Origin of the sequence: Candidatus Terasakiella magnetica, assembly GCF_900093605.1 — a bacterium.
GTDB lineage: Bacteria > Pseudomonadota > Alphaproteobacteria > Rhodospirillales > Terasakiellaceae > Terasakiella > Terasakiella magnetica.
Genome location: NZ_FLYE01000034.1, coordinates 255,405 through 278,099 on the forward strand (window position 1 = coordinate 255,405; position 22,695 = coordinate 278,099).

At 47.2% G+C, this 22,695-nt stretch carries 25 protein-coding genes and 2 tRNA genes; 11 read left to right on the forward strand and 16 right to left on the reverse strand.

Features of this window, described 5'->3' with window-relative positions; translation table 11 throughout:
* Positions 1-64: 64 nt before the first annotated feature.
* Complete coding sequence (locus MTBPR1_RS12050; protein WP_069189253.1) at positions 65-2,260, forward strand: ATP-binding protein; 2,196 nt, start codon at positions 65-67, stop codon at positions 2,258-2,260.
* A gap of 9 nt (positions 2,261-2,269) precedes the next feature.
* Here MTBPR1_RS12050 and MTBPR1_RS12055 read toward each other — a convergent pair whose 3' ends face one another.
* The 3 genes from MTBPR1_RS12055 to MTBPR1_RS12065 form a co-directional block, all read right to left on the reverse strand.
* The gene (locus MTBPR1_RS12055; protein WP_069189254.1) at positions 2,270-2,455 is read right to left on the reverse strand and encodes a hypothetical protein; all 186 of its coding nucleotides are present in this window, start codon (positions 2,453-2,455) and stop codon (positions 2,270-2,272) included.
* Positions 2,456-2,649: 194 nt separating this feature from the next.
* A complete protein-coding gene (locus MTBPR1_RS12060; protein WP_069189255.1) occupies positions 2,650-3,666 on the reverse strand; it encodes a class 1 fructose-bisphosphatase in 1,017 nt (338 codons plus the stop codon).
* A 78-nt stretch (positions 3,667-3,744) separates the two neighbouring features.
* Positions 3,745-4,179: a nucleoside deaminase gene (locus MTBPR1_RS12065; protein WP_069189301.1), complete on the reverse strand. Its 435-nt coding sequence runs from the start codon at positions 4,177-4,179 to the stop codon at positions 3,745-3,747.
* A gap of 44 nt (positions 4,180-4,223) precedes the next feature.
* On the opposite strand from MTBPR1_RS12065, the gene MTBPR1_RS12070 reads away from it, so the two are divergent.
* Genes MTBPR1_RS12070 through rsmD form a run of 3 tightly spaced genes read left to right on the forward strand, consistent with a single transcriptional unit; the run spans position 4,224 to position 6,356 of the window.
* Positions 4,224-4,943 (forward strand): gamma-glutamyl-gamma-aminobutyrate hydrolase family protein, encoded by a 720-nt coding sequence (locus MTBPR1_RS12070; protein WP_069189256.1) that lies wholly within the window; start codon positions 4,224-4,226, stop codon positions 4,941-4,943.
* Positions 4,940-5,818, forward strand: coding sequence for a pseudouridine synthase (locus MTBPR1_RS12075; protein ID WP_069189257.1), 879 nt, complete (start codon positions 4,940-4,942; stop codon positions 5,816-5,818). Before MTBPR1_RS12070 ends, MTBPR1_RS12075 begins: the two co-directional genes overlap by 4 nt.
* The gene (gene rsmD / locus MTBPR1_RS12080) at positions 5,799-6,356 is read left to right on the forward strand and encodes a 16S rRNA (guanine(966)-N(2))-methyltransferase RsmD (RefSeq protein ID WP_069189258.1); all 558 of its coding nucleotides are present in this window, start codon (positions 5,799-5,801) and stop codon (positions 6,354-6,356) included. Before MTBPR1_RS12075 ends, rsmD begins: the two co-directional genes overlap by 20 nt.
* Positions 6,357-6,359: 3 nt before the next feature.
* Here rsmD and MTBPR1_RS12085 read toward each other — a convergent pair whose 3' ends face one another.
* Positions 6,360-7,013 carry a pyrimidine 5'-nucleotidase gene (locus tag MTBPR1_RS12085; protein ID WP_069189302.1) on the reverse strand — a complete coding sequence of 218 codons (654 nt, stop codon included), beginning with the start codon at positions 7,011-7,013 and terminating at the stop codon, positions 6,360-6,362.
* 97 nt (positions 7,014-7,110) lie between these two features.
* Here MTBPR1_RS12085 and MTBPR1_RS12090 point away from each other — a divergent pair, with 97 nt between their 5' ends.
* A complete protein-coding gene (locus MTBPR1_RS12090; protein ID WP_069189259.1) occupies positions 7,111-8,817 on the forward strand; it encodes an EAL domain-containing protein in 1,707 nt (568 codons plus the stop codon).
* A 63-nt stretch (positions 8,818-8,880) separates the two neighbouring features.
* Here MTBPR1_RS12090 and MTBPR1_RS12095 read toward each other — a convergent pair whose 3' ends face one another.
* From MTBPR1_RS12095 to MTBPR1_RS12105, 3 genes are all read right to left on the reverse strand, one after another.
* A complete protein-coding gene (locus MTBPR1_RS12095) occupies positions 8,881-9,429 on the reverse strand; it encodes a NifU family protein (RefSeq protein ID WP_069189260.1) in 549 nt (182 codons plus the stop codon).
* A 108-nt stretch (positions 9,430-9,537) separates the two neighbouring features.
* Positions 9,538-10,020 (reverse strand): universal stress protein, encoded by a 483-nt coding sequence (locus MTBPR1_RS12100; protein WP_069189261.1) that lies wholly within the window; start codon positions 10,018-10,020, stop codon positions 9,538-9,540.
* Between the two features lie 26 nt (positions 10,021-10,046).
* Positions 10,047-11,021 carry a DUF2333 family protein gene (locus MTBPR1_RS12105; protein ID WP_165602666.1) on the reverse strand — a complete coding sequence of 325 codons (975 nt, stop codon included), beginning with the start codon at positions 11,019-11,021 and terminating at the stop codon, positions 10,047-10,049.
* A 150-nt stretch (positions 11,022-11,171) separates the two neighbouring features.
* On the opposite strand from MTBPR1_RS12105, the gene MTBPR1_RS12110 reads away from it, so the two are divergent.
* The gene (locus MTBPR1_RS12110; protein WP_069189262.1) at positions 11,172-13,703 is read left to right on the forward strand and encodes an ATP-binding protein; all 2,532 of its coding nucleotides are present in this window, start codon (positions 11,172-11,174) and stop codon (positions 13,701-13,703) included.
* Between the two features lie 6 nt (positions 13,704-13,709).
* Here the strand turns inward: MTBPR1_RS12110 and MTBPR1_RS12115 are convergent, their stop codons facing one another.
* The 5 genes from MTBPR1_RS12115 to MTBPR1_RS12135 all read right to left on the reverse strand — a co-directional run bounded on the left by MTBPR1_RS12115 (position 13,710) and on the right by MTBPR1_RS12135 (position 16,419).
* A complete protein-coding gene (locus MTBPR1_RS12115; protein WP_338031287.1) occupies positions 13,710-14,087 on the reverse strand; it encodes a gamma-butyrobetaine hydroxylase family protein in 378 nt (125 codons plus the stop codon).
* Between the two features lies 1 nt (position 14,088).
* Positions 14,089-14,277, reverse strand: coding sequence for a Trm112 family protein (locus tag MTBPR1_RS12120; RefSeq protein ID WP_069189264.1), 189 nt, complete (start codon positions 14,275-14,277; stop codon positions 14,089-14,091).
* 22 nt (positions 14,278-14,299) lie between these two features.
* Positions 14,300-14,959, reverse strand: a complete 660-nt coding sequence (locus MTBPR1_RS12125) for an LON peptidase substrate-binding domain-containing protein (protein WP_069189265.1) — start codon at positions 14,957-14,959, stop codon at positions 14,300-14,302.
* Positions 14,959-15,849, reverse strand: coding sequence for a thioredoxin family protein (locus tag MTBPR1_RS12130; protein WP_069189266.1), 891 nt, complete (start codon positions 15,847-15,849; stop codon positions 14,959-14,961). Before MTBPR1_RS12130 ends, MTBPR1_RS12125 begins: the two co-directional genes overlap by 1 nt.
* An 81-nt stretch (positions 15,850-15,930) precedes the next feature.
* Positions 15,931-16,419, reverse strand: coding sequence for a prolyl-tRNA synthetase associated domain-containing protein (locus MTBPR1_RS12135; protein WP_069189304.1), 489 nt, complete (start codon positions 16,417-16,419; stop codon positions 15,931-15,933).
* 200 nt (positions 16,420-16,619) lie between these two features.
* Between MTBPR1_RS12135 and MTBPR1_RS12140 the strand changes: the two genes are divergently transcribed.
* Both MTBPR1_RS12140 and MTBPR1_RS12145 read left to right on the forward strand, forming a co-directional pair.
* Positions 16,620-16,694, forward strand: a tRNA-Gly gene (locus tag MTBPR1_RS12140).
* 32 nt (positions 16,695-16,726) lie between these two features.
* Positions 16,727-16,801 (forward strand) — tRNA-Gly (locus MTBPR1_RS12145).
* Positions 16,802-16,874: 73 nt separating this feature from the next.
* Here the strand turns inward: MTBPR1_RS12145 and MTBPR1_RS12150 are convergent.
* The 4 genes from MTBPR1_RS12150 to MTBPR1_RS12165 all read right to left on the reverse strand — a co-directional run bounded on the left by MTBPR1_RS12150 (position 16,875) and on the right by MTBPR1_RS12165 (position 19,627).
* Positions 16,875-17,336, reverse strand: coding sequence for a YtoQ family protein (locus MTBPR1_RS12150; protein ID WP_069189267.1), 462 nt, complete (start codon positions 17,334-17,336; stop codon positions 16,875-16,877).
* Between the two features lie 26 nt (positions 17,337-17,362).
* Positions 17,363-17,791, reverse strand: coding sequence for an FKBP-type peptidyl-prolyl cis-trans isomerase (locus tag MTBPR1_RS12155; protein ID WP_069189268.1), 429 nt, complete (start codon positions 17,789-17,791; stop codon positions 17,363-17,365).
* 154 nt (positions 17,792-17,945) lie between these two features.
* Positions 17,946-19,100, reverse strand: a complete 1,155-nt coding sequence (locus MTBPR1_RS12160) for a methyl-accepting chemotaxis protein (protein WP_069189269.1) — start codon at positions 19,098-19,100, stop codon at positions 17,946-17,948.
* Complete coding sequence (locus MTBPR1_RS12165; protein WP_069189270.1) at positions 19,100-19,627, reverse strand: PAS domain-containing protein; 528 nt, start codon at positions 19,625-19,627, stop codon at positions 19,100-19,102. Before MTBPR1_RS12165 ends, MTBPR1_RS12160 begins: the two co-directional genes overlap by 1 nt.
* Positions 19,628-19,986: 359 nt before the next feature.
* On the opposite strand from MTBPR1_RS12165, the gene dapD reads away from it, so the two are divergent.
* From dapD to MTBPR1_RS12180, 3 genes are all read left to right on the forward strand, one after another.
* On the forward strand, positions 19,987-20,832 hold the full coding sequence (gene dapD / locus MTBPR1_RS12170; protein WP_069189271.1) for a 2,3,4,5-tetrahydropyridine-2,6-dicarboxylate N-succinyltransferase: 846 nt from the start codon (positions 19,987-19,989) through the stop codon (positions 20,830-20,832).
* 141 nt (positions 20,833-20,973) lie between these two features.
* The gene (dapE, locus tag MTBPR1_RS12175; protein ID WP_069189272.1) at positions 20,974-22,125 is read left to right on the forward strand and encodes a succinyl-diaminopimelate desuccinylase; all 1,152 of its coding nucleotides are present in this window, start codon (positions 20,974-20,976) and stop codon (positions 22,123-22,125) included.
* Entirely contained in the window at positions 22,122-22,694 is a 573-nt protein-coding gene (locus MTBPR1_RS12180; protein WP_069189273.1) for a hypothetical protein, read from the forward strand. The genes dapE and MTBPR1_RS12180 overlap by 4 nt, the downstream gene beginning before the upstream one ends.
* Position 22,695 lies beyond the last annotated feature (1 nt).

Sequence of the window (22,695 nt, forward strand, 5' to 3'; positions counted from 1 at the left end):
TTTACTTTTTAGGGTTTTTCAGCAAGAACTACCTCATCTAATATGATGAAGTGGTGCCTTATAGATGTGGAAAGAATTAAAACTGACAAAATTGCTGCTCGTGCTGGCAATGATCATGTTTGTCTTGTCCTTCCCTTGGAATATGACCGTGCGCTTTTTGATGGATGATCTGTCAGAGCAATGGAAGGTCTATAACACCACCCTTGAAGAAGCCGACATCAACCTCAATAAGGTGCGCCGTGAAATCGGCTATGGTGGTTTTATTCACCATTTCAAAAACTACATCATTCGCCGTGATGACATTTATTATAAAGCGGCATTGGAGAATTATACCAATGCCATGGTCTATCTAAACGAGATTGAAGTGTTTATGGGCTCACCTGAGGTCAATAAACATATCAATGTTCTTCGCTCGACCTTATTGGAATATGAACAAAAGCTCCACAAAGCCCGTGGCAGTGTCACCAGTGTTGTTGAACTGGATAATCTTTCCAAGGTGAATGATATTGGCGCTCTTCAAGCCATTGGCATCTTGGCCCATAAGATTGAAGAAGCCCGCCATGACAAGCTGCTTACAACCGAAAAAGGGCTGGCAGAACTCAAAAATCTTTTGACCTTTAACCTGTTCATTCCCATCCCGGCCTTACTCATGGCGATCTTTGCCTTTTCCATGCTCAGACGCAATGAAGAGAAAGGCATCGCTCTTACAAAAGAGCGCGCCACCCTCAACACCATTTTGGAAAATGCACCTGACGCCATGTTGGTGGTGGATACAACGGGCTCTGTCACCAAGGCGAACCAAGAAGCACTAAATTTCTTTGGCTATAGCCTTGAGGAACTGATTGGTAAAAAAGTTGAAGACCTCATGCCTGAGCGCTATCGCCATGCTCATATTGGTCAACGTGATAAGGTCTATCGTTCCCATCAAGATGGAGCTTATGATCGCCCCCCTATGGAAATGAAGGGCCTGACCAAAGAGGGACAAGAGGTTAATGTCGCCATTAAGCTGAATATGGCTGAGATTGAAGGCGTTAAAAGCTCCCTTCTTTCTTTGCGCGATATCACCCCAGAAGTCCAATTGCGCCAGCACCTTGAAGAAGCCAAGCTCAAAGCCGAGATCGCAAATGAAGCCAAAAGCCGTTTTCTTGCGACCATGAGCCATGAGATCAGAACCCCCATGAACGGGGTCATCGGCATGACGGACTTACTCTTGGAAAGTAAGCTGGATGAAGAACAACTTCACTATGCACAAACAATCCGCTCCAGTGGGGAAATGCTTATCTCGCTGATTAATGATATTTTAGACCTCTCAAAACTAGAGAGTGATAAAGTCGTACTGGAAAATCTGACTTTTGACCTTCATGAGCTGGTTGAAAGTTCATACGAGATCATGGCGGCCGCAGCGCGTTATGCAAATGTGACCCTTTCCATTGAATATGATGAAAAGGCGCACCTTTCTGTCTGTGGCGACCCCACCCGCATTCGACAAATTCTACTCAACCTCATCGGTAATGCCATTAAATTTGCCAAAGATGAAACCGTTAGCATTCGTGTTTCAACACTTGAAGAACAAGATACTTCTACCCTTATCAGATTTGAAGTCGTTGATACGGGCATTGGTATTTCACCAGATGCCCTGCCGTCTCTTTTTGAGACCTTCACCCAAGCTGATGGGTCCATGAGCCGCAGATATGGCGGGGCGGGGCTTGGCCTGTCCATCTGCAAAGGGTTGGTTGAAAAAATGGGTGGTGTTATTCAAGCTGAAAGCCAGCTTGGCAAAGGCAGTCGCTTCTGGTTTGATATTCCCCTTCAAAAGGCCCAAGACGATGAAGCTATCATCGAGCTTAAACCCAAACAGGCAAACAAAGAAAAAGGCTCAACGGAGCGTCAACTCAACCTGCTTGTGGTTGAAGATAATCTGATCAATCAAAAAGTGGTTGTCGGCATCCTCTCCAAATATGGCCACAACATAACCATCGCAAATAATGGTCAAGAGGCTCTGGAGCAGGTTTCAACTCAACCCTTTGACCTGATCTTAATGGACCTTCAAATGCCTGTCATGACAGGGCTTGAAGCCACCATGCAGCTTAAGGCCATGGACAAGCCCATTTGCGATATCCCCATCATTGCCTTAACCGCCAATGCCTATCAGCAAGATATCAATAATTGCCTAGAGGCGGGTATGCTCGACTTTATTGCCAAGCCTTTTACGGCAGAAAGCCTTCTAAACACCATTGATCAGCATATTGCAGCTCAATAGATGTCCTTATTAAGAAGGCACACCGCGTAATTCATCTGCACGCAACTCATCAAGCACATCAAGAACGCGTTTCCAAAAGACCTCATCTTGGCTTGAGGTTAAATTCATTGAAACACGTGTCAATGAATCGTCATATCCATATTTCGCAAAGAAACGTGTCCCGACCACACGCGGTGAATGTTGTTCATATGCCATCACCTTGCCTCCCTCGACAATCGTGTTCTACATATTCTTTTTATTTTTGGATGCGACTAGTATAGCGCAAGTGATCACCCGTTTTTAGCGTCTTTAAAGATAGTGTCGTCTATCTATTTGAAATAGATGAATTTATCAAAAGAAAAGGCCCGGATGAGACCGAGCCTTTTACTTCAAAAAGATAGGATCTTTTCTTATGCGTCAACTTCATCGTGATAGCTCACAATGCGCTCAACCTCAGCCTTTGAGCCTAAAATCACAGGGATGCGCTGATGAAGTTCATCAGGTTGAACATCCATAATACGCTCACGCCCGGTTGAAGACATACCGCCTGCTTGCTCAATAATGAAAGACATAGGGTTTGCTTCATACATCAAACGCAGCTTGCCGCCTTTCTCGCGTGTCTTATTACAGATCGGATACATAAACACACCGCCACGGCTCATAATACGGTGAACGTCCGCCACCATAGAAGCCACCCAGCGCATGTTGAAATCTTTTTCGCGCGGGCCGTCTGTTCCTTGGACACATTCATCAATATAGCGTTTCACTGGCGCTTCCCAATGGCGCTGGTTCGACATATTGATGGCAAATTCTTTGGTTTCTTCCGGAATTTTCATATCAGGATGGGTGAGGAAAAACTCACCCACGTTGCGATCCATGGTAAAGCCGTTGACGCCATTACCTGTTGTAATTACCAACATGGTAGAAGGACCATAAACCGTATAGCCTGCACAAACCTGTTCTACACCGGGCTGCAAGAAATCTTCAGCACATGGTTGTTCAATCCCGTCAGGGCAACGCAAAATAGAGAAGATCGAGCCGACAGAAACATTCACATCAATGTTGGACGAGCCATCAAGTGGATCAAACAACAAAAGATAACGACCGCGATACTCAGCCGGAACCGTTACAACATCGTCTTCTTCTTCAGAGGCCATACCCGCAAGATGGCCCCCAATGGTGTTACAAAATTTAAACAGCTCGTTTGATTGAACATCTAGTTTTTTCTGCACTTCACCTTGGACATTTTCCGTCCCCATGGTGCCAAGCGCGCCTGCCAGCTCACCATGATCAACCAAATCGGAAATGGTCTTACAGGCTGTCATCACATCAGCCAGCAACAGGGTTAAAACACCTTCACCTTGGCGGCGGCGTTGCTCTTCAATAAGGAAGTGCGTTAACGTTTTGCGATAACCCGTCTCTGACATGCTGTCTCTCCAAAAAAATATCTGTTGCAGCTCTATAGCTAATCAGGCGCCAAAGTGCAAGATAGCTCTAGTTTCTACTTATCTTTTTTCCTGAAAGAAACGCCTTAGGATTTCACTACAGGCACTTTCTAAAATCCCGCCATAAACATCCGGCTTATGGTGACAGGTTGCTTGTTCATAAAAACGCGCGCCATGGTCCACCCCGCCACCTTTTGGATCATAAGCCCCAAAATAGAGCCTGCGAATGCGCGCAAAAGAAATGGCTGTGGCGCACATGGTACAAGGCTCTAACGTCACATAAAGATCACATTGGGGCAGTCGGGTAGAGCTTAGCTTTTGACAGGCATTGCGAATCGCAACAACCTCGGCATGGGCGCTTGGGTCATGGTCTGCCTCGCTTTGATTGCCTGCACGTGCGATAATCTCACCTGTGGTACTATCCACAATCACCGCCCCGATGGGCACTTCACCGCGCGCGGCTGCTTTTTCCGCTTCTTTTAGGGCAATATCCATATAGTTCATGGACAGGACTATAATAGGAAGTTTATACAGAAGCTATGAAAACTCCCATTATCGGCATTACGATGGATAGCGAAGACGGTGGCGAAGGCGCCTATTCCAAATTCGATTGGTATGCATTGCGTGAAAATTACTGTGGTGCGGTGGCAAAAAGTGGCGGCCTGCCCCTTCCCCTGCCCCATGAGCCGGAACTGGCTGAACAGTATCTTGATCTCATTGACGGGCTGCTCATCACAGGTGGGGCCTTTGATGTGGACCCCTCCATGTATGGCGAAAGCGATGTGCATGACACGGTAGTGACCAAGGACAAACGCACCAAATTTGAATGGGCCATGACCCAAGGTGCGATTGATCGGGACATGCCGCTTCTTGGGATTTGTGGCGGTCAGCAATTGCTCCATGTGGTGCTGGGTGGGAAACTCATCCAACATATTCCTGACAGTTATGCCGATTTCCTTGCCCATGAACAGCCAAATCCACGCGATGAGGCCGGACATAGCGTTAAGATCAAGGCGGGAACGCGCTTACATGATATTGTTGGGGTGAATGAAATGTCGGTCAACAGCGCACATCATCAGGCCATTGCCGATAAGCCCGAAGGCATTATGATTAATGCCATTGCGCCCGATACTGTTTTTGAAGGTATGGAAGTGCCGTTTTTGCGCTTTTGCATCGGGGTGCAATGGCATCCTGAATTCCATATCTGTGAAGGCGACAAGAAAATTTTTGATGCATTTATTGAGGCCGCCAGATCATGAGCGATGAAAAACTCACCCTAAAAGGCGAACGTATCGCCAAAGTCATCGCACGCGCCGGTGTGTGTTCACGCCGCGAAGCTGAGCGTAAAATCGAAGCGGGCAATGTCTCGGTTGATGGCAAGGTGATTGACAGCCCTGCCCTGAATGTTCTCCCGAGCAACATCATTGTGGTCGATGGCAAGGCCTTGCCCGATAAACAGCCGCCGCGCCTGTGGAAGTTTCATAAAGCACGCGGGTTGATGACAACCCATAAAGACCCTGAAGGCCGCCCCACTGTTTTTGAACAGCTGCCAAACGGCACCCCACGGGTGATCTCGGTTGGACGTCTTGATTACAACACGGAAGGCTTGCTGCTGCTCACCAATGATGGGGAATTAGCGCGCTTTTTGGAAAAACCGCAAACTGGTTTTATCAGACGCTATCGGGTGCGTGTGCATGGTCGCGTAGTTGAGGATGAGCTTTTTGCCCTTAAAGAAGGCCCGGTCATTGACGGGGTGCAATATGGTCCTGTTGAAGCGGTTTTGGATGTGCAAAAAGGGTCAAACGCCTGGATCAATATTTCCATTAAAGAAGGTAAAAACCGCGAAGTCCGCCGTGTGATGGAATTTTTGGGCTATGAAGTGACCCGCCTGATCCGCACCGATTACGGCCCGCTGCAACTAGGTAAACTGCCACGCGGTGAAATGGAAGAAGTCCCGCGCAAAGCCTTGGCAGAATGGTTTGGTGGTAAAATTCCGGGTATTGCCGCAACAGGCAGCGGTAAAAAAGAGGGTTATGCCAACGCCAAGGACAAGCCAAACGCACGCAGCCCACGCAAATCCTCAACAAAGCCAAAAGATAAAGGAAGAAAACCACATGCGGATCGTCGGCGGTAAATTTAAAGGGCGCAAGCTAAGCGCCCCTGAAGGTGGCGATACACGCCCCACATCGGACCGCGCGCGCGAGTCCATTTTTAATATCCTTGAGCATCAAAGCTGGGGGCGCAGTGCCTTGCGCGGCAAGCGTGTCCTAGATGTGTTTGCCGGAACGGGTGCCTTGGGCCTAGAGGCCTTTTCACGCGGTGCGGCCCATGTCACTTTCATGGATAACCATGAAGCAGCCATGAAATCACTGCGCAACAATGCCAAAGGTATGGGAAGCGCCCAAGAGATCAATGCCATGCGCGTTGATGCCACATCGCCCCCCCGTGCTGATCAAGCCTGTAGCCTCATCTTTATGGATGCGCCTTATAAATCCGGCTTAAATGATCTCGCCCTTAAAGCCCTTGTTCAAACCGGTTGGATTGGTGAGGGCAGCTTATGCATTATTGAAGCGGCCAAAAAAGAAAACTGGCAAATCCCTGATGGGTTTGAAGAACTCGACATTCGTAAATATGGTGCAGCCCAAGTTTTCTTTATGAAATTTGGTGCTTAAAATTTACAAGGCTGCCAGCCAGCCTTGTAAATCATCTGTTTTATAATGCACATAGGCTTCATCAGCGCCTTCTTTACCCCAGTCCGCCTCATTCTCAATCCAGACACATTTCATACCCAGATTGGCAGCTGGTTCAAGGTTGCGCGCCATATCTTCCACCATGACGGCCTTGCTTGGGTCAATGGCGTATTTCTCAATGAATGTATCGTAAATTGAGGCATCGGGCTTTGGTGTGTAATTCGCATCAACAATATCAAAAATACCATCAAAACACGCACTCACCCCAAGGCAGTCCATCACCCGCTCAGCATGGGCGGTTGATGCGTTGGTGAAAATATATTTTTGTCCACCAAGACCTTCTAATGCCTTGGCTAAACCCGGTGTTGCCAGAACGCCTGAAAGATCAATATCATGGACATACTCCAGATAGGGTTCTGGGTCCATATCATGCTTTGTCATTAAACCACGCAATGTGGTGCCGCATTCGCGAAAATAACTTTTCTGAAGTTTATAAGCTTCATCCAGATCAACACTGAGATATTGCGCAATAAATTCACGCATCCTTACATCAACTTGGGCAAAAAGATTGGTTGAGGCTGGGTATAAAGTATTATCCAGATCAAAGACCCAAGTCTGAATGTCGTTTTTTTTGATCATTTGATTAACTTTATTATTTTTTTGGTCTGACAAATCATATTGTTTCCTATACCATAACTCATCTAATAATGATTAACAAAATAACTAGGGCTTTTTTATGGGTAGCGAGAACGATCTCAAGACGGAACGGGACAGATTTGTCGCCTTTACGTTCTGCTGGAGTGACATTATTTTAGAACTCGACCCTGATTTTAACATTGCCTTTGCCGGTGGCGCTATTGGTGCGATCACAGGTAAAAAAGATGACGCCTTAATTGGTCAACCCATTACAGATATTATTGCAGAATCCGATCATGGGCTCTTCTTGCAAGTTGCCTCTAACACCGATGAACAAAACCGCATTGAAGCCGTCAGTGTTCGCTTAAACGGGCGTGCAGGACCAACGCCGCCGATTGAAATGATGGGCTATCGGGTTAAAGATTTAAAAAACCACCTGTTTCTGGGTTTTCGCCTCGGTGATAATTTTGGTCGTGCTACCAATCTGAAAAAAGATGAAGACAGCGGGCTTTATGACGAAGACTCCTTCCTAGAAGCCGCGCAAGCCACCATTCAAAGCAATGCCATGAAGGGTGAGCAGGTCGAAATGACCATGCTGGATATGGAACAGCTACAAGCCATTGCCAATGGCTTAGGTAATGAGGATGCTGGCCATCTCATGACCTCTGTGGGGAGCTATTTGAAATCAAGCTCTATTGGCGGGGATACTGCGGGTCGCATCAGTGATAATAAATTCGGGATCGTTCATAAAACCGGCCTTAAAGTCGATGAACTCTCTGATGAAATTTCCAAAATGGCCTCCAGCGCCAGTGGCGATGATGTCACATTGGAGATCAAATCCGCCACCATGGATGTGGATGCAGAAAACATTACTGAAGAAGACCTTGCCAACGGTCTGGCCTATACCATTAATCAGTTTAAACATGCCCGTGGTAAAGATTTCTCCATGGACACCTTAAGCCGCAATATGAGCGAGCTTGTTACTGAAGCCCATGATAAGATTTCGACCTTTAAACAGGTGGTGGCTGATCGTGAATTTTTCATCGCGTTTCAACCCATCATTGGCGCGCGTGATGGTAAAATCCATCATTATGAATGTCTGGCACGTTTTCGCGGTGAACAATCGGGTAAATCCCCATACGAATATATCGTTTTTGCCGAAGAAACAGGCCTTATCCCTGAATTTGATTTTGCCATGGCGCAAGCGGCCTTACAGTGGCTTGGTCAGCAAGCTAAAGGCAAGAACTACAAACTGGCTGTAAATGTATCGGGCTATTCAGTTGGTGATCGCGGCTATATCAAGAAATTGATGAACCTGTTGAAAAACAATGCCTGGGCCAAAGGCGCTTTGATGTTTGAAATAACGGAAAGTGCGCGCCTTGAAAGCCTCAGAGATGCCAATATCTTCATCCAGAATTTGCGCAAAATGGGCTATAAAGTCTGTCTTGATGATTTTGGTGCAGGTGCTGCCAGCTTCCAATATCTATCCACCCTTGATGTGGATATTGTCAAACTGGATGGGTCCGCCATTCGCAATGCGCGCAAAGCCCCAAAGGGCCGCTCTTTCCTCATCGCCCTTGGCAATCTATGTCGCGATTTGAAAGTCGATACTATTGCAGAAATGATTGATGACCCCGAAGGCCTCGTCTTTGTGCGTGAATGCGGCATTCAACAGGTTCAAGGCTATCTATTTGGAAAGCCTTCACCGGATATCAACAGCTTTGATCCGCTACCAAAACTTGAGCTTTTCTCTAAAAAAGCACAATCGCGCAGTGCGGCTAGTGTTTCGGTCATGACCCGCAGGTAGGTCAAAAAAAAGACCCCGCAACATATGCGAGGCCTTTTCATATTTAATATGCGTAAATCAAACCTATTCGGCTTGGCGAACTTCCTGAATTTCAGGAATGTAATAGCGCAACATATTTTCAATACCATGTTTCAAGGTCGCGCCTGAACTTGGACAGCCAGAACATGCGCCCATCATGGTGAGATAGACAATCCCGTCTTCATATTTATGGAAAATAATATCGCCACCGTCTTGGGCCACAGCCGGGCGTACACGTGTTTCTAACAGCTCTTTAATCTGTTTAACGATATCATCATCTTCAGCGGCGTCTTCTGTAGAAGCGGCTTCTTCTTTGACCACAGCATCCCCAGAATTAAAGTGGTTCATCAAAGCTTCTAAAACCATAGGCTTGAGAACTTGCCACTCTTTATCATCTTCTTTAGTTACGGTGATGAAGTCAGAACCCAAAAAGATGCTATCCACACCTTCAACATCAAAAAGACGGGTCGCAAGGGGTGAGCGCGCAGCCGTATCCTTATCATTAAAATTCGCCGTGCCCTGCGCCATGATTGTCTGTTCAGGGATGAACTTTAATGTGGAAGGGTTTGGTGTCGCTTCGGTCTGGATGAACATTTTTGAAAAAACCTTTCAATATATGCAAATTTGCTTGCCCTTTATTTGGTCCGATTTCACCAAAAGGTCAAGACATAAACCAACTATTTTAGTTGGGTATAAGTTCTTTTAAGTAATTCGATCGATATCTTCATCGCTGAGCGTGCCCGGCACCACCGTTATTGGCACGGGCAATCCACCAACCATATCGCCTGTTAAAGACGATACCAATGGCCCCGGTCCATCTGTTGAATCAGCTGCGGCCAAGACCAAGAGGGAAATACCCGGCTCTTCTTTAAGCAATTTCATCAGCTGATTTTGCCGATTGCCTTCACGAATATAGACAATAGGCATTTCATCTGTGATGTCCTGAACCAGCTTTGAAAACTCGCCAACGGCATTTTCCGCTTCTTCGCGGGCTTCTTCTGCCATTAAGGTGCCAACGAACATCCAATGTTGGAATTCCGCTGGTTCAATCGAATATAATAACGCCACACGCCCACCTGAATGTTTGGCACGTCTGGCTGCAAAACGTAGGGCAACTGCGACCTCAGCGCTGTTATCAACAACGACAAGGAAAACCCGTTCACGTACTTCTTTACTCTCTACCATACCTGTATGGTGCCTTTCTTTTGGGCTTACTTCAACAAGATATTGGCAACTTCTTTTAATTGAGTGCGCGCACGTAGCAAATAAAAGCCCTGTGATGTCAAATGGCTGGGGCGCCAGAAACTATCTGGATCACCATTAATCACAATAAGAGGCTGCGCACTTGCTGCAATTTTAAGGGAGCTCAACATCTGGTCCCAAGCCTTGCCCACATCCTTATCGGCAATCACATTGTTAAAGTCGGCTTTCAGCGCATTTAAGATCAGGTAATAGGCATAAAGGCGGCCTTTATTGCGATAATAAATATCATCAGCATGGATATCGATGATAGAGCCGGAATTCTCACTGATATATTTATCAATCACGGCTGAGCCCGAACCAAGGTCTGCGGCAATGCGTTCCAATGTGGTTTCCAGATTATCAGCACGCCTATCAAAAACAGCCTCACCACTGGCTAAACGCTCATTATAAGACAACAAGCTTTTGCGCGCTGCGCGATACTGTGCATCACTTGGTGCGGTCGGGGCCAAAGATACGCTAAGGTCAAACACCCAGACATCTCCGGCATATTTTAACAAGCCAGCGGCTTTATCAAGGTCTTTATCAACCTCACTTGAGCCGCGCGTGCGCCCAATCTGATCGCTCATTTCAATGGCAAAACGCGACAAGGCATAGACAATACCTTGTTGGAAGTTCGGCATATTATCTAACGCAGCACCGGGTAAAAACCACGGATCATTGGCCACCCACGGATGAATGTCAGTTTCGCGCTCAATTAATTTTGCCGCTACTGCCACACTTTGGCTTTGACCTGGCTGCACGTCACCAGCGAGATCAATGTCATCATCAATATTATGGATAAGCGCCATACCAAGGGGATAATACAGCAGAGCAATCAACACGCAGGCCCCAACAAGACGCAACAAAATCGTCTTTGGCATTCCCGAAGTGGAGGGTAATGAAAAGCTTGGGCGACGAAGCCAGAGGGGAAGACGTTCTAACATCAAAGGAACCACCATTTAAAATAATCTGCATACAATAGATAGACAGATAGGATAGCCATGTGCAAGGGCTTATAAATTATGTATAATCCCCAAAAAATAAGTAAAATATTTAAATCTGGGGCAAAGGCTCGTTCGTAGCTGGAGAAAAATATGTCATTTGGCATTCGTGGAAAGCTGATTTCCATCTTTTTGATCATCAAAGTCATTCCCCTTGTCCTTTTGGGCGGGGTGGCATGGGAAGCCATTAAAACCTTTGGCGATTCTGCTATTGAGCAAAGCCAGACCATCAGCGCCCAGATGCGCCAGACCATTTCTGAAGCCGGTGACCTCGCGGTTGCCGATACGGTCAAAGCCCTTGATACCAAAGCCCGCGAAGCCATTGAACGCCTCACCACCGATACCGCACGTGATGTGGCGCGTTTTCTTTATGAGCGCGATAGTGAGCTGCTTTTTGCCGCAAACCTTCAGCCCGATGAGAAAACCTATCAAAGCTTTTTAAACACCCGCACCAAACATCTCAGCCAACATGGTGAGTGGAAGCTTAATGAAGCGGGTGATAAATGGGTGCCTCAAACTCAAGAAACCAATGGGGCAACACTGCGCACTGCCAAAGTTGAAAAAAACAAAAAAGATTTCCACTATCGCCCGGCTGAAGGCTCAAGCTTAGGGGTTAAAAAACCGATCTATCTGGAAATGACCTATATCGGGCTTGATGGTCAGGAAAAAGTCAAAATCACCACCAGTGAATTGATGGACCAAGCCCGCAAAGATGTCTCAAAAAAAGAAAATACTTTCTTGAAAGCAGAAAGCTATTTTAGCCAGCTGCAAGGTTTAAAAGCCGGGGAAATTTATGTTTCTGACGTAATCGGCAGCTACGTGCCCTCAAAAATGATTGGTCCTTATACAAAGGCGCGTACCGACAAGGCCAATATGGCGTTTGAGCCGGGAAAATCGGCCTATGCGGGTAAAGAAAACCCGCTTGGTAAACGCTTTGAAGGCATTGTGCGTTGGGCAACACCGGTTGTGAAAAACGGTGAAAAAATTGGTTATGTCAGCTTGGCCCTTGATCATGCCCATATCATGGAATTTAGTGACCATATTATCCCCACAGAAGAGCGCTATAGCGATATTTCAGACGCAGCCAGTGGCAACTATGCCTTTATGTGGGATTATAAGGGGCGCAATATTTCCCACCCGCGTGATTATTTTATTGTTGGCTATGACCCAAAAACGGGCGACCCATCTGTGCCGTGGCTGACTAAAGAGCTATATGAAGCATGGCAAAAAAGCGGAAAATCTTATGCTGAATTTGAAAAAACAGCACCGACATTTAAAAACCCCGGTGAGGCCAAACCGTCAATTGAGTTGAAAAAACAAGGCAAACTCGCCCTTGATTGCCGCTTCCTCAATTTCGCCCCACAATGTGCTGGTTGGATGAACCTGACCCAAGAAGGCGGCTCCGGCTCGTTTGTCATTTTCTGGAGTGGTTTGTGGAAACTGACCACAGCAGCCACCATCCCTTATTACACAGGTCAATATGCCAACTCCAAACGTGGATTCGGCTTTGTTACCATTGGTGCAAACGTTGATGAATTCCACCGCGCAGCAACCGAGACAAAAGCCTCGCTTGATCAACTGATCATGGCCCAAGAAACCAAGGCAAACTTGCAAGAAAAACGCCTGCTTGATCATCTTAAAGACTCCATCACCCAAACAGCTAGTGAGCTTTCTGTCTATACGGGCATTATGATTGTCATCGTGATCATCATCGCGATTTGGATGGCGAGTGTTTTAAGCTCACGCATCACCAATTTGATTGGCAGCCTGCGCAAAATCCAAGGCGGTGACCTTAGTGAACGCGCCAAAGTCGAAAGCGGTGATGAAATGGGCGAACTGGCAAGCTCACTCAATAATATGACGGAAAGCCTGCAAGAACTTATTGAAGAAAATAAAACCGCCGTTAAACGGGCCGAAGCCTCTAATCAGGCAAAATCCGATTTCCTTGCCAGCATGAGCCATGAGCTACGCACACCGCTCAATGCCATTATCGGCTTTTCTGAAGTGATCCAAAGCGAAGTCTATGGCCCTGTTCGCCCCAATGAATATAAAGACTATATCAATGATATTAACAATTCAGGCCAGCATCTGCTCACCCTGATTAACGATGTGCTAGATGTGGCGCGCATTGGCTCTGGTGAAATGGAAATACAAGAAGATGTGCTGGATTTAAATGAAACCATTGAAGAATGCGTGCGCATGATCCACCCAATTGTGGAACATAAAGACCTCAAGGTGGATTATCAGAAAATCGATTTACCAAGCTATTATGGGGATAAGCGTCGCATCAAACAGGTTGTTCTCAACCTTTTAAGCAATGCGACTAAATTCACCCATGCTGAAGGTAATATCGCCCTTAAGAGCGTCATACTGCCCAATGGAGACATTGAAATTCGTGTGAAAGATAGCGGTATTGGCATGACTGCAGAAGAGGTCGAGATTGCCCTGACCCCATTTGCCCAAGTCCAATCCTCCCTCTCGCGTGAATATGAAGGTACAGGTCTTGGCCTGCCACTGTCTCATAACCTTGTGGAAATGCATGGTGGTAAGCTTGATATCAAGAGCACGCCAAATGAAGGCACCGAAGTCATCGTCACCCTGCCTAAAGAGCGGGTACGTGACTAGCGCTTTTTAGGGGTCGCGGCTTAGGCCAGCGGCTTCCAGGTTGGTCAGATAGTCGTTCCACACATCATTCATATTCTCACCCAGCCAGAAGAGATAGCTCCAAGTGAACATGCCTGTGTCATGTAAGTCATCAAAGACCAGCTTAACGGCATAATTGCCCACAGGTTCTGCCCCGATAATCCCCACATGGCGTCGCCCGGGGATGATTTTCTTTTCTGCAGGGCTATGGCCTTGCACTTCAGCAGAGGGGCTTTCAACGCGCAACAGTTCTGCGGGAATTTCAAAACGCTCGCCTGTTTCAAAAGAAACGATGAGCTTTTTCTCTTCCTTTTTCACCCGCAGTTCTGTGACCACGCGTTTTTCTTCAGAACTGTTCTGTTTCACCTTATGCATCCCCATCAATTTGGCGAGCTTCTTCTGCCAACATAATCGGAATACCTTCACGAATTGGAAAAGCCATGTGAGCCTGATCGCTGATCAATTCCTGTGCCTCAGCATCATAGCGAAGCGGGCTTTTAGTGATCGGGCAAACCAGAACTTCCAGAAGTTTTGGATCAACAGCAGGTGTGGACATAATTCTAAACCTTTAATCTTATTTAGGCGTGACCAGAAGAACCATCTTCATGAGATAGCGCCGCCATGGACATCATTGTAATGAGGGTTTCCGCACGTTGGGTCAAGCTTACAGCTTCTAAAAGCGCCTGTTTTTCACGTGGCTCAAAGGGCCCGAGCATAGACAGTGCATTGACCAGATCTTCATCAGGGGCCTGTTCTAAAGCGTCCCAATTCACATCCATCATCTCTTGCCCACCCGGACCATTAAGGTCAAGGAAATGGCGCAACCCCTTGATCAAGGCATCACGATTAACGGGAGGCTGTTGTTCACTCAGATCAACCTTATAGGCGCTATAATCAACCGCAGCACGGCGATAGCCGCGCTCAATCTCAAGCTCTTCTTCCACCTTAAAACGGCTGATACCTGCCAAGGTCACCAAAAAGCGGCTGTCTTCCAGCTCGCGAAATTCCACAATTTTCCCCAGACAGCCCACACTATAAATGGCTGTAGAATCGGGGATGGGGTCCGGCACATCATGACAGGGCTGGATCATGCCAATCATACGGCCCACGCCCAGCGCATCCTCAATCATGGTGAGGTAGCGCGGCTCAAATATATTGAGCGGCAACTGACCACGCGGCAATAACAAGGCCCCCGTTAATGGAAACAACGGTAAAGTTTCAGGTAAAAGAGGGCCCATTAGAACAACACTGTGGTTAGTTTTTTACGCATTTTAATGACAAGCGGATCGCTCATGCCGATGGCTTCAAAGATTTTTAACATCTGCAAGCGCGCACCGTCTTCATTCCAGTTACGATCTTTTTTCACAATTTCAAGGAGCTGAAGCAAACCTTCTTCACTTTGACCCGCGCCATAAAGCGCCATGCCCAGATCAAATCGGGCCTGATGATCATTAGGATCAGCGGCTAACTTGGCTTCTACTTCACTTGTATCCACATCAGCCGCACCTGCCAGATCAATCATGGCGATGGCTGAAGCAATATGTTCATTCGTCTTCAACTCTTCAGGCAGATTGTCTGCAATTTGGCGCGCCCCATCCACATCACCAAGCACCACATGGGTGCGCATCACCCCGGCACAGGCTTCTGGGTTGGAATTATCATGCTGCAAAACCTGAATATAAACCGCTTGAGCATTGCCGGCTTCCCCCTTATCCAATAAGTCCTTGGCATGGGCCAAAGCTTGGGTAATGGGTGAACCTTCATCACCGAGCTGTTTATTGATAAATTTGCGCAAATCCGATTCTGGTAGGGCACCTTGGAACATATCAACCGGACGCCCGCCTTTAAAACTAAAGACGGTTGGAACGGACTGAACTTGTAATTGCTGGGCAATATCGGCTGCCTCTTGGGCGTTGACTTTCACCAGCTTAACCGCGCCGCCCATGCTGCGCACCAGACTTTCAAGAACAGGCTTAAGCGTTTCACAAGGCTGGCAACCCGGCCCCCAGAAATCCACCAAAACCGGAACCTCTTTAGAGGCTTCCACCACATCCGCCATAAAAGTCTGGCTGGTGGAATCTTTAATCAAATCAGATGAGGTAGCAGGAGCGTTGGGATCAACAATCATTGTTTCATTTTTTCCGTATTATCGCAGGAATTTATCTATTTAAAGTGGGTCCTTGGTTGTACCCCCATTCACTAGAGGAAGTCAAAGTTCCACTTCAGCAAACTCATGCCCACAAGACCTGATAAAGCTGCGCAGCCCCTCTGGGCTTAAAGAGGTGGTCATTTCATTGCTTAACGGGTGATAATTCACCAACGCCTCAGCCATCATGTGAGAATCGAGCACCACACGCACCTGTTTATCCACATCATTAATCAATGAAAAAGGCGTGACCGAGCCCGGAGCCACCCCTAAGACCTCTAACAAAAGGTCCGGCTTGCCAAAAGACAGATGGGCAGAACCAATACTGTTTTTCAGCTCTTTTAAATTAATCGGGCGATCTTCAGCTGCCACCACAAGCCACAATTGCTTTTTCTTATCTTTTAAAAACAGGTTCTTGCAATGCAACCCCGGTAAATCCCCACGCAATGCCTTGCTTTCCTCAACCGTGCGCAAAGGAGGATGGCGATGGGTGGTGGCCTTGATACCCAAAGTGTCGAGATGAGTAAGCAGGTCTTGGGGGCTGGTAGGCATGGCATTTCTCATTTGATATGATTGCTTTAAAACACATATGTAGCATAGGGTTTTAACGGTGTGCCAGAAGGACATTTTATAAATTATTGCACTTTCTTGAAGTTTTAGCTTGCAATGTTTCTGACTTTTAATATTATGCGCCCCGCTTCTACGGGGTTCACCCAATCCCATACTTACAGAAGCAGGTTTTTGAAGATTAAGCGGGCGTAGCTCAGGGGTAGAGCGAAACCTTGCCAAGGTTTAGGTCGGGCGTTCGAATCGCCTCGCCCGCTCCATCTTCTAAAACATATATCGCTAAAGATGTTAAGCGGGCGTAGCTCAGGGGTAGAGCGAAACCTTGCCAAGGTTTAGGTCGGGCGTTCGAATCGCCTCGCCCGCTCCATCTTTCAGCCATTAAAAAAACCGCCGACTTTTCAGTCAGGCGGTTTTTTTGTTTTTAAAAGGTCATGCGCTCTTTAAGGCATTTCACCACGAATAATATAGGCCAAGGCCTGCACCACCTGTTTTGGGTCACGTGCCATGGCTGCAGCGGCTCCATCAACCTCTTTTAAGGCATGGTCATGCTCTTTTGGATGTAGCGTGATATAGGGTGTGCCCAACGCTGCTGCAAAGCCTGCATCAAAGGCCGCATTCCATTGTTTGTATTTTTCACCAAAACGCACGATCGCCAGATCAGCCTCGCGCATAAGAGTTCTGGTGCGAATGGCATTTAGGTTGGCCCCTTTATGATCCATCCAGAAACTGTTTTCTTCTTCCCCAAAGATTGCAACACCACAATTGTCAGAATCTTCATGTACACAAACGGGCGAAGATAATTTTACAGGCAGGCCACGCTCAGCCACGCCTTGTTCAATCTGTTCGCGCCAATCGCTGTGAATTTCACCGGAAAGATAAACGTTCCAAATTTTCTCACTCATAAAGGGACCTCTAAAACCTTACTTAATTAAACAGCGGAAACAACTTCGATTTTACAAGCTAATGCTTCACCAGCCAATGGGTGGTTTGCATCAACGCGCACGGTTGTTTCTGTCACTTCATGGATGATCGCGGTCATGACTTGACCATCGCCATTATCCATCTGCATGGCCATACCGGGCTGAATGTCACCTTCGGCCTGAACCTGGGCGCGTTCAATTTCAAAACGCAAGTTTGGGTCCGGCAGACCAAAAGCTTCTTCAGCTGTCAGCTGCAAGGTGCGCTCTTCACCCACCGCCATGGTTGGCAATGCGTCATCAACGGCCTTAAAGCCACAAGGCTCCCCCACAACCAGCTCAACAGGCTGCCCATCAGGTGAGGCAGGCACAACTGTGCCATCTTCCAATGTGAAGGTAATATGAACTTTTGCGGTTTGGGCATTAACCAATTGAGACATTAAATTGCTCCTGTAATGAAATAAGGGTCCATCGGCTCCCTTTTACTGAAGCACGGAGAAATTCACACCTATCCATCACAACAAGCAAAGCGCCAATGAGGCCAGCATACAGCATCATTGGCGTTGCACAAGGTCCCTCACACACAAAAGCCGATCAAACGACTTCGCGCACCTTAATCATAAACTCATCAAGGGATTGCTTGAGCATTTGGGTCTCTGAAGGCAGGCTATTAGCCGATTGAGAGACCTGATCACTGGTCGTTTGCGCATTTTCAGCAACACCTAATAACAGGTCAATATCGCTTTTGGTTTCCGCCATACCACGCGCAGCTTCTGCCACACTGCGACTGATCTCACCGGTTGCAGCATTTTGCTCTTCCACAGCGGCGGCGACAGACGAAGAACTATCACTTAAATTCTGGATCGTTTTAGAAATTTCAGAAATAGAGCGTTGCGCCTCTAAAGTTACTTTCTGAATCGCGCCAATTTTATTTTCGATCTCATCTGTGGCCCCTGTAGTCTGGCTGGCAAGATTTTTAACTTCCCCAGCCACAACCGCAAAGCCTTTACCCGCATCGCCTGCACGGGCCGCTTCAATAGTGGCATTAAGCGCCAGCATATTGGTCTGGGCGGCGATATCACTGATCAAGCCCACAATATTGGTAATTTCATCAGCAGCTTCAGCCAATTTTGTCACCTGCTCTTGGGCCAAACTGCTTTGATCAACTGCCACATTGGAAATATCCATAGAGCGATGGGTTTGCGCACTAATCTCAGAAATGGAGGCATTCAGCTCTTCAGTTGCAGAAGCCACCGTATTGATGTTGGAAGAGGTTTGTTCAGCGATTGAGGCGACAAAACTTGCTTTTTGCGATGTCTCCCCAGAAAGGTCGGACATGTCTTTGGCCTGATTTTCCAACCCGTTTGCGGTATCTTCAACGTTATGAACAACGCCTGAGACTGTATCGTTAAAAGTCACCACCACATCATTAAAAGAACTCACGCGATCTTCCATGGCTTGAGTGGCATCATTGATTACTTCACTGGCAACCCCAAACGCCCCCATCATGCCGTTCATGTTGATGCGGCGGTAATATTTATTGTCGCGCACACATTCAAGTGAGGCCGTGGTTTCACGCACATAGGCATCGGTGCGATCAATTAAACGGTTAATGGCTTTGGCTAATGCGCGCAAATCCCCATCTTTAGGCATATCGATGATGCGTTTTTCAAAATCACCTTCCGCCACGGCTTCGCAGACCTCAACATATTGTGAGATCGCCCTAGACTTTTCCCCTTTACCCAACATTATGCTGCCAATCGATCAAGGGTCAGGATGAACTGGTGATAATCTGGTGCATGGCTTTCCACCACATCAGTGAAATATTTCACGGCATCTTCCATACCGAGCTTGCGGTTATTTGCCGCAGCTTCAAGACGGTTGAGCTCTTCATAAAGCGGGATGATCTGTGTGTTTAAAAGGTCGCGGTCCGGCACACGGCGCGAAGAATGATACCCCATAATCTCGCCATTTCCATTTAGGGATGGTGTCACATGGGCCAAAACCCAATAATGCCCCCCGTTTTTGGTCTTATTCACCACATAGGCGAAAATTTCTTTTTTATCCTGCAAGGTTTCCCACAAAAGATGAAAAACGCTACGCGGCATAAAATCATGACGAATAAGGTTATGGGGCTGGCCCATTACTTCACTTAAAGTATACCCCGAAACCGTAAGAAAAACATCATTGGCATAGGTGATACGGCCTTTGAGGTCCGTTTTACTGACAATGAGTTCGTTATTATCAAAAAAAACTTCTTCGCTATTTTTAAACATTACACAGTTCCTTCCCGTGTTTATTTTGCGCTGCAACAATACTGCGACATACCCAGAACTACGTAATCACCCAAATAGGTGAATTTTCTAAAGAATAATATAAGTTATTGAAATAATTATATTATTTTTCTAATTTAATTTATGGTTTAATCTCTTCAACCAATAATCACCCTTAAACATGATGGTCATATTTTGAAATAAAACTTTAAGTAAACCTCATTCCCCTCTGACATACCATCATAGGATTCCCATAAGAAAAGATTTGTTCATTAGAAAACACGCAAAAACTTGACAGGAGAGCTCAATTTTTCCATTGTCTCGCCAACTTTTGACTGACTTTAAAGAGAAGGCCCAAATCAATGGATAAAGCTCAACTTGAATCCGTAATCGAAAATGCTTTTGAAAACCGTGATTCTGTAAATTACGACACTAAAGGTGAAATCCGCGATGCTGTGAATGAAGCATTGAACCTGATGGACAGCGGTGCCCTGCGCGTTGCAGAAAAATCCGGTTCTGACTGGGTCGTAAACCAGTGGGCGAAAAAGGCTGTTCTGCTTTCTTTCCGTCTCAATGACATGGAAACAATTGCTGGCGCACCGGGTGAAAATGCCAACTGGTGGGATAAAGTGCCGTCTAAATTTGAAGGCTGGAGCGAAGCCAACTTCCGCGAAGCCGGTTTCCGTGCTGTACCGGGTTGTGTGGTTCGCCGTTCTGCCTATGTGGCCCCAAATGCTGTTTTGATGCCGTCTTTCCTTAACCTTGGCGCCTATGTTGATGAAGGTGCCATGATTGATACATGGGCAACGGTTGGTTCTTGTGCACAAATTGGTAAAAACGTTCACATCTCTGGTGGTGCAGGCATCGGTGGTGTTCTTGAGCCGCTTCAAGCTGGTCCGGTTATCATTGAAGATAACTGCTTTGTCGGTGCACGCTCAGAAGTTGCTGAAGGTGTGATTGTTGAAGAAGGTTCCGTGATCTCCATGGGTGTCTTCCTTGGTCAATCTACAAAGATCGTTGATCGTGAAACAGGCGAAGTAACTTACGGTCGCGTTCCGGCTTATTCTGTTGTAGTCCCCGGCACATTGCCAGGTAAACCACTGCCAAACGGCGAACCTGGCCCGAACTTGGCTTGCGCGGTTATCGTTAAACGCGTTGATGAGAAAACACGCTCTAAAACGTCCGTAAACGAACTGTTGCGCGATTAATTCAATGGTCATGCTGGGCTTTGGTCCAGCATCCATAAATTCTGGACCAAAGCCAGAATGACAAAATATACGGCCTCTAGCTTGTCAGAAGCTTGAGGCCGTTATAGTTTTATAAAAGTAACACTTAAATAGGCCCCCGCCATGATCGATACCATCACCTTCACCCAAGACCTCATCCGTTGCCCCAGTGTAACGCCCAAAGATGAAGGTGTGTTTGATCTCTTGCAAGGCGCATTGGAAAAGCTCGGCTTCACCTGTCATCGCCTGCCCTTTCAAGAAGACGGTACAGAGCGCGTAGAAAACCTTTATGCGCGCATTGGCACACAAGCGCCAAACTTCTGTTTTGCAGGCCATCTTGATGTGGTGCCTGTGGGTGATCTTGCTGGCTGGCAATATGACCCCTTTGGTGGTGAAATTCATGAGGGCCGCCTTTATGGGCGTGGTTCTGCCGATATGAAAGGCGCTGTTGCTGCCTTTGTGGAAGCGGTTCAAAACTTCCTTCAAGCCCAAGGTGATACTCTTTCAGGTTCAATCTCTTTTCTCATCACAGGCGATGAAGAAGGCCCGGCCATTAATGGGACAAAAAAGGTACTGCAATGGATGGAAGAGCAAGGCGAGATCATGGATCACTGCCTTGTGGGTGAACCCACCAATCCCCAATGTATGGGTGAGATGATGAAAGTGGGGCGCCGCGGTTCCATCAACAGTGTGCTCACCGTGCATGGCACCCAAGGCCATGTGGCCTACCCCCACCGCGCAGACAATCCCCTGCCCCGTCTGGTTAAGATGCTGGATGCGCTGATTGCTGAGCCACTTGATACCGGCAATGAGTTTTTTGATCCCTCCAGCCTGTCCCTCACCACCATTGACTGTGGCAATGAGGTTGAAAATGTCATTCCGGCACAAGCCACGGCCAAATTTAACATTCGCTATAACAATATCCACACAGGTGCCTCCCTTGAAGAGTGGATTCGCAAAACACTGGATGAGGTAGATACCAACTACACGCTTAAGACCCGCATCAGTGGCGAAAGCTTCATGAGCCCGCAAGATATCCTCACCGACCTGATTGCCAGTGCCACAGAAAAAGTCACTGGGGTGGCCCCTGAGCGCTCCACATCCGGTGGTACGTCTGATGCGCGTTTTATCACCCATTCCTGCACCGTGGCAGAATTTGGCCTTGTGGGACAAACCATGCATAAAGTGGATGAAAATGTGAAAGTTGAAGATTTAACCAACCTGAGCAAAATTTATCAGGCTATTTTAGAAGATTATTTTAAAGAGGCTTCATGATTGATCTGCGCGCCCTTTTTTACGGTTTAGCCTGTGCCTCGCGCCTTGTGCGTCTAGACACCAGCGGCGTGAAAATGATGGTGGGCGGTGCGCGCGGTTTTTGGGCCTCGCTTTATTGGGCAGCCGTCCTTGTGGCCCCGCTTTATATTCTTTTGATGTTACTGCGCTTTAATCCTGAAAAGCATGAGGGCTGGCGCTATTTCTTTGTTGAGAGTGAAACTTATATTCTGGCGTGGTTGATCTTTCCGGTTTTGATGGAACGGATTTGCACGTTCATCAATCGGCGTGACCAGTTTCTTGATTTCATCATCGCTTATAACTGGCTCGGCTGTCTTTATAACACCATGTATCTGCTGGTCGGTCTTGCCCAAGCCAGCAAACTCATCACATGGGAAGGCGCCTCATCGCTTTCAGTCGGGCTTATGTTCGCCGGGCTTGTCTGGATAGCCAATCTTGCCAAAAGAACACTCCACATCCCCTTAAGTGCCGCCATCGGCATCGTCATCCTCGACCTGTTCCTCGGTATCATGATGAGTATCTTAAGCACCGGATTACTCGCCTCCAGCTAAG

Bases quoted from the DNA above. Each gene is read 5' to 3' on its own strand.
- MTBPR1_RS12120 (WP_069189264.1), bottom strand. From the start codon at position 14,277: ATGTCCACACCTGCTGTTGATCCAAAACTTCTGGAAGTTCTGGTTTGC.
- MTBPR1_RS12135 (WP_069189304.1), bottom strand. From the start codon at position 16,419: ATGCCTACCAGCCCCCAAGACCTGCTTACTCATCTCGACACTTTGGGT.
- MTBPR1_RS12090 (WP_069189259.1), top strand. From the start codon at position 7,111: ATGGGTAGCGAGAACGATCTCAAGACGGAACGGGACAGATTTGTCGCC.
- rsmD (WP_069189258.1), top strand. From the start codon at position 5,799: ATGCGGATCGTCGGCGGTAAATTTAAAGGGCGCAAGCTAAGCGCCCCT.
- MTBPR1_RS12075 (WP_069189257.1), top strand. From the start codon at position 4,940: ATGAGCGATGAAAAACTCACCCTAAAAGGCGAACGTATCGCCAAAGTC.
- MTBPR1_RS12055 (WP_069189254.1), bottom strand. From the start codon at position 2,455: ATGGCATATGAACAACATTCACCGCGTGTGGTCGGGACACGTTTCTTT.
- MTBPR1_RS12155 (WP_069189268.1), bottom strand. From the start codon at position 17,791: ATGTCTCAATTGGTTAATGCCCAAACCGCAAAAGTTCATATTACCTTC.
- MTBPR1_RS12180 (WP_069189273.1), top strand. From the start codon at position 22,122: ATGATTGATCTGCGCGCCCTTTTTTACGGTTTAGCCTGTGCCTCGCGC.
- MTBPR1_RS12085 (WP_069189302.1), bottom strand. From the start codon at position 7,013: ATGATCAAAAAAAACGACATTCAGACTTGGGTCTTTGATCTGGATAAT.
- dapE (WP_069189272.1), top strand. From the start codon at position 20,974: ATGATCGATACCATCACCTTCACCCAAGACCTCATCCGTTGCCCCAGT.
- MTBPR1_RS12105 (WP_165602666.1), bottom strand. From the start codon at position 11,021: ATGTTAGAACGTCTTCCCCTCTGGCTTCGTCGCCCAAGCTTTTCATTA.
- MTBPR1_RS12130 (WP_069189266.1), bottom strand. From the start codon at position 15,849: ATGATTGTTGATCCCAACGCTCCTGCTACCTCATCTGATTTGATTAAA.
- MTBPR1_RS12150 (WP_069189267.1), bottom strand. From the start codon at position 17,336: ATGAGTGAGAAAATTTGGAACGTTTATCTTTCCGGTGAAATTCACAGC.
- MTBPR1_RS12160 (WP_069189269.1), bottom strand. From the start codon at position 19,100: ATGTTGGGTAAAGGGGAAAAGTCTAGGGCGATCTCACAATATGTTGAG.
- MTBPR1_RS12060 (WP_069189255.1), bottom strand. From the start codon at position 3,666: ATGTCAGAGACGGGTTATCGCAAAACGTTAACGCACTTCCTTATTGAA.
- MTBPR1_RS12100 (WP_069189261.1), bottom strand. From the start codon at position 10,020: ATGGTAGAGAGTAAAGAAGTACGTGAACGGGTTTTCCTTGTCGTTGTT.
- MTBPR1_RS12110 (WP_069189262.1), top strand. From the start codon at position 11,172: ATGTCATTTGGCATTCGTGGAAAGCTGATTTCCATCTTTTTGATCATC.
- MTBPR1_RS12050 (WP_069189253.1), top strand. From the start codon at position 65: ATGTGGAAAGAATTAAAACTGACAAAATTGCTGCTCGTGCTGGCAATG.
- MTBPR1_RS12165 (WP_069189270.1), bottom strand. From the start codon at position 19,627: ATGTTTAAAAATAGCGAAGAAGTTTTTTTTGATAATAACGAACTCATT.
- MTBPR1_RS12065 (WP_069189301.1), bottom strand. From the start codon at position 4,179: ATGGATATTGCCCTAAAAGAAGCGGAAAAAGCAGCCGCGCGCGGTGAA.
- MTBPR1_RS12125 (WP_069189265.1), bottom strand. From the start codon at position 14,959: ATGGGCCCTCTTTTACCTGAAACTTTACCGTTGTTTCCATTAACGGGG.
- dapD (WP_069189271.1), top strand. From the start codon at position 19,987: ATGGATAAAGCTCAACTTGAATCCGTAATCGAAAATGCTTTTGAAAAC.
- MTBPR1_RS12070 (WP_069189256.1), top strand. From the start codon at position 4,224: ATGAAAACTCCCATTATCGGCATTACGATGGATAGCGAAGACGGTGGC.
- MTBPR1_RS12095 (WP_069189260.1), bottom strand. From the start codon at position 9,429: ATGTTCATCCAGACCGAAGCGACACCAAACCCTTCCACATTAAAGTTC.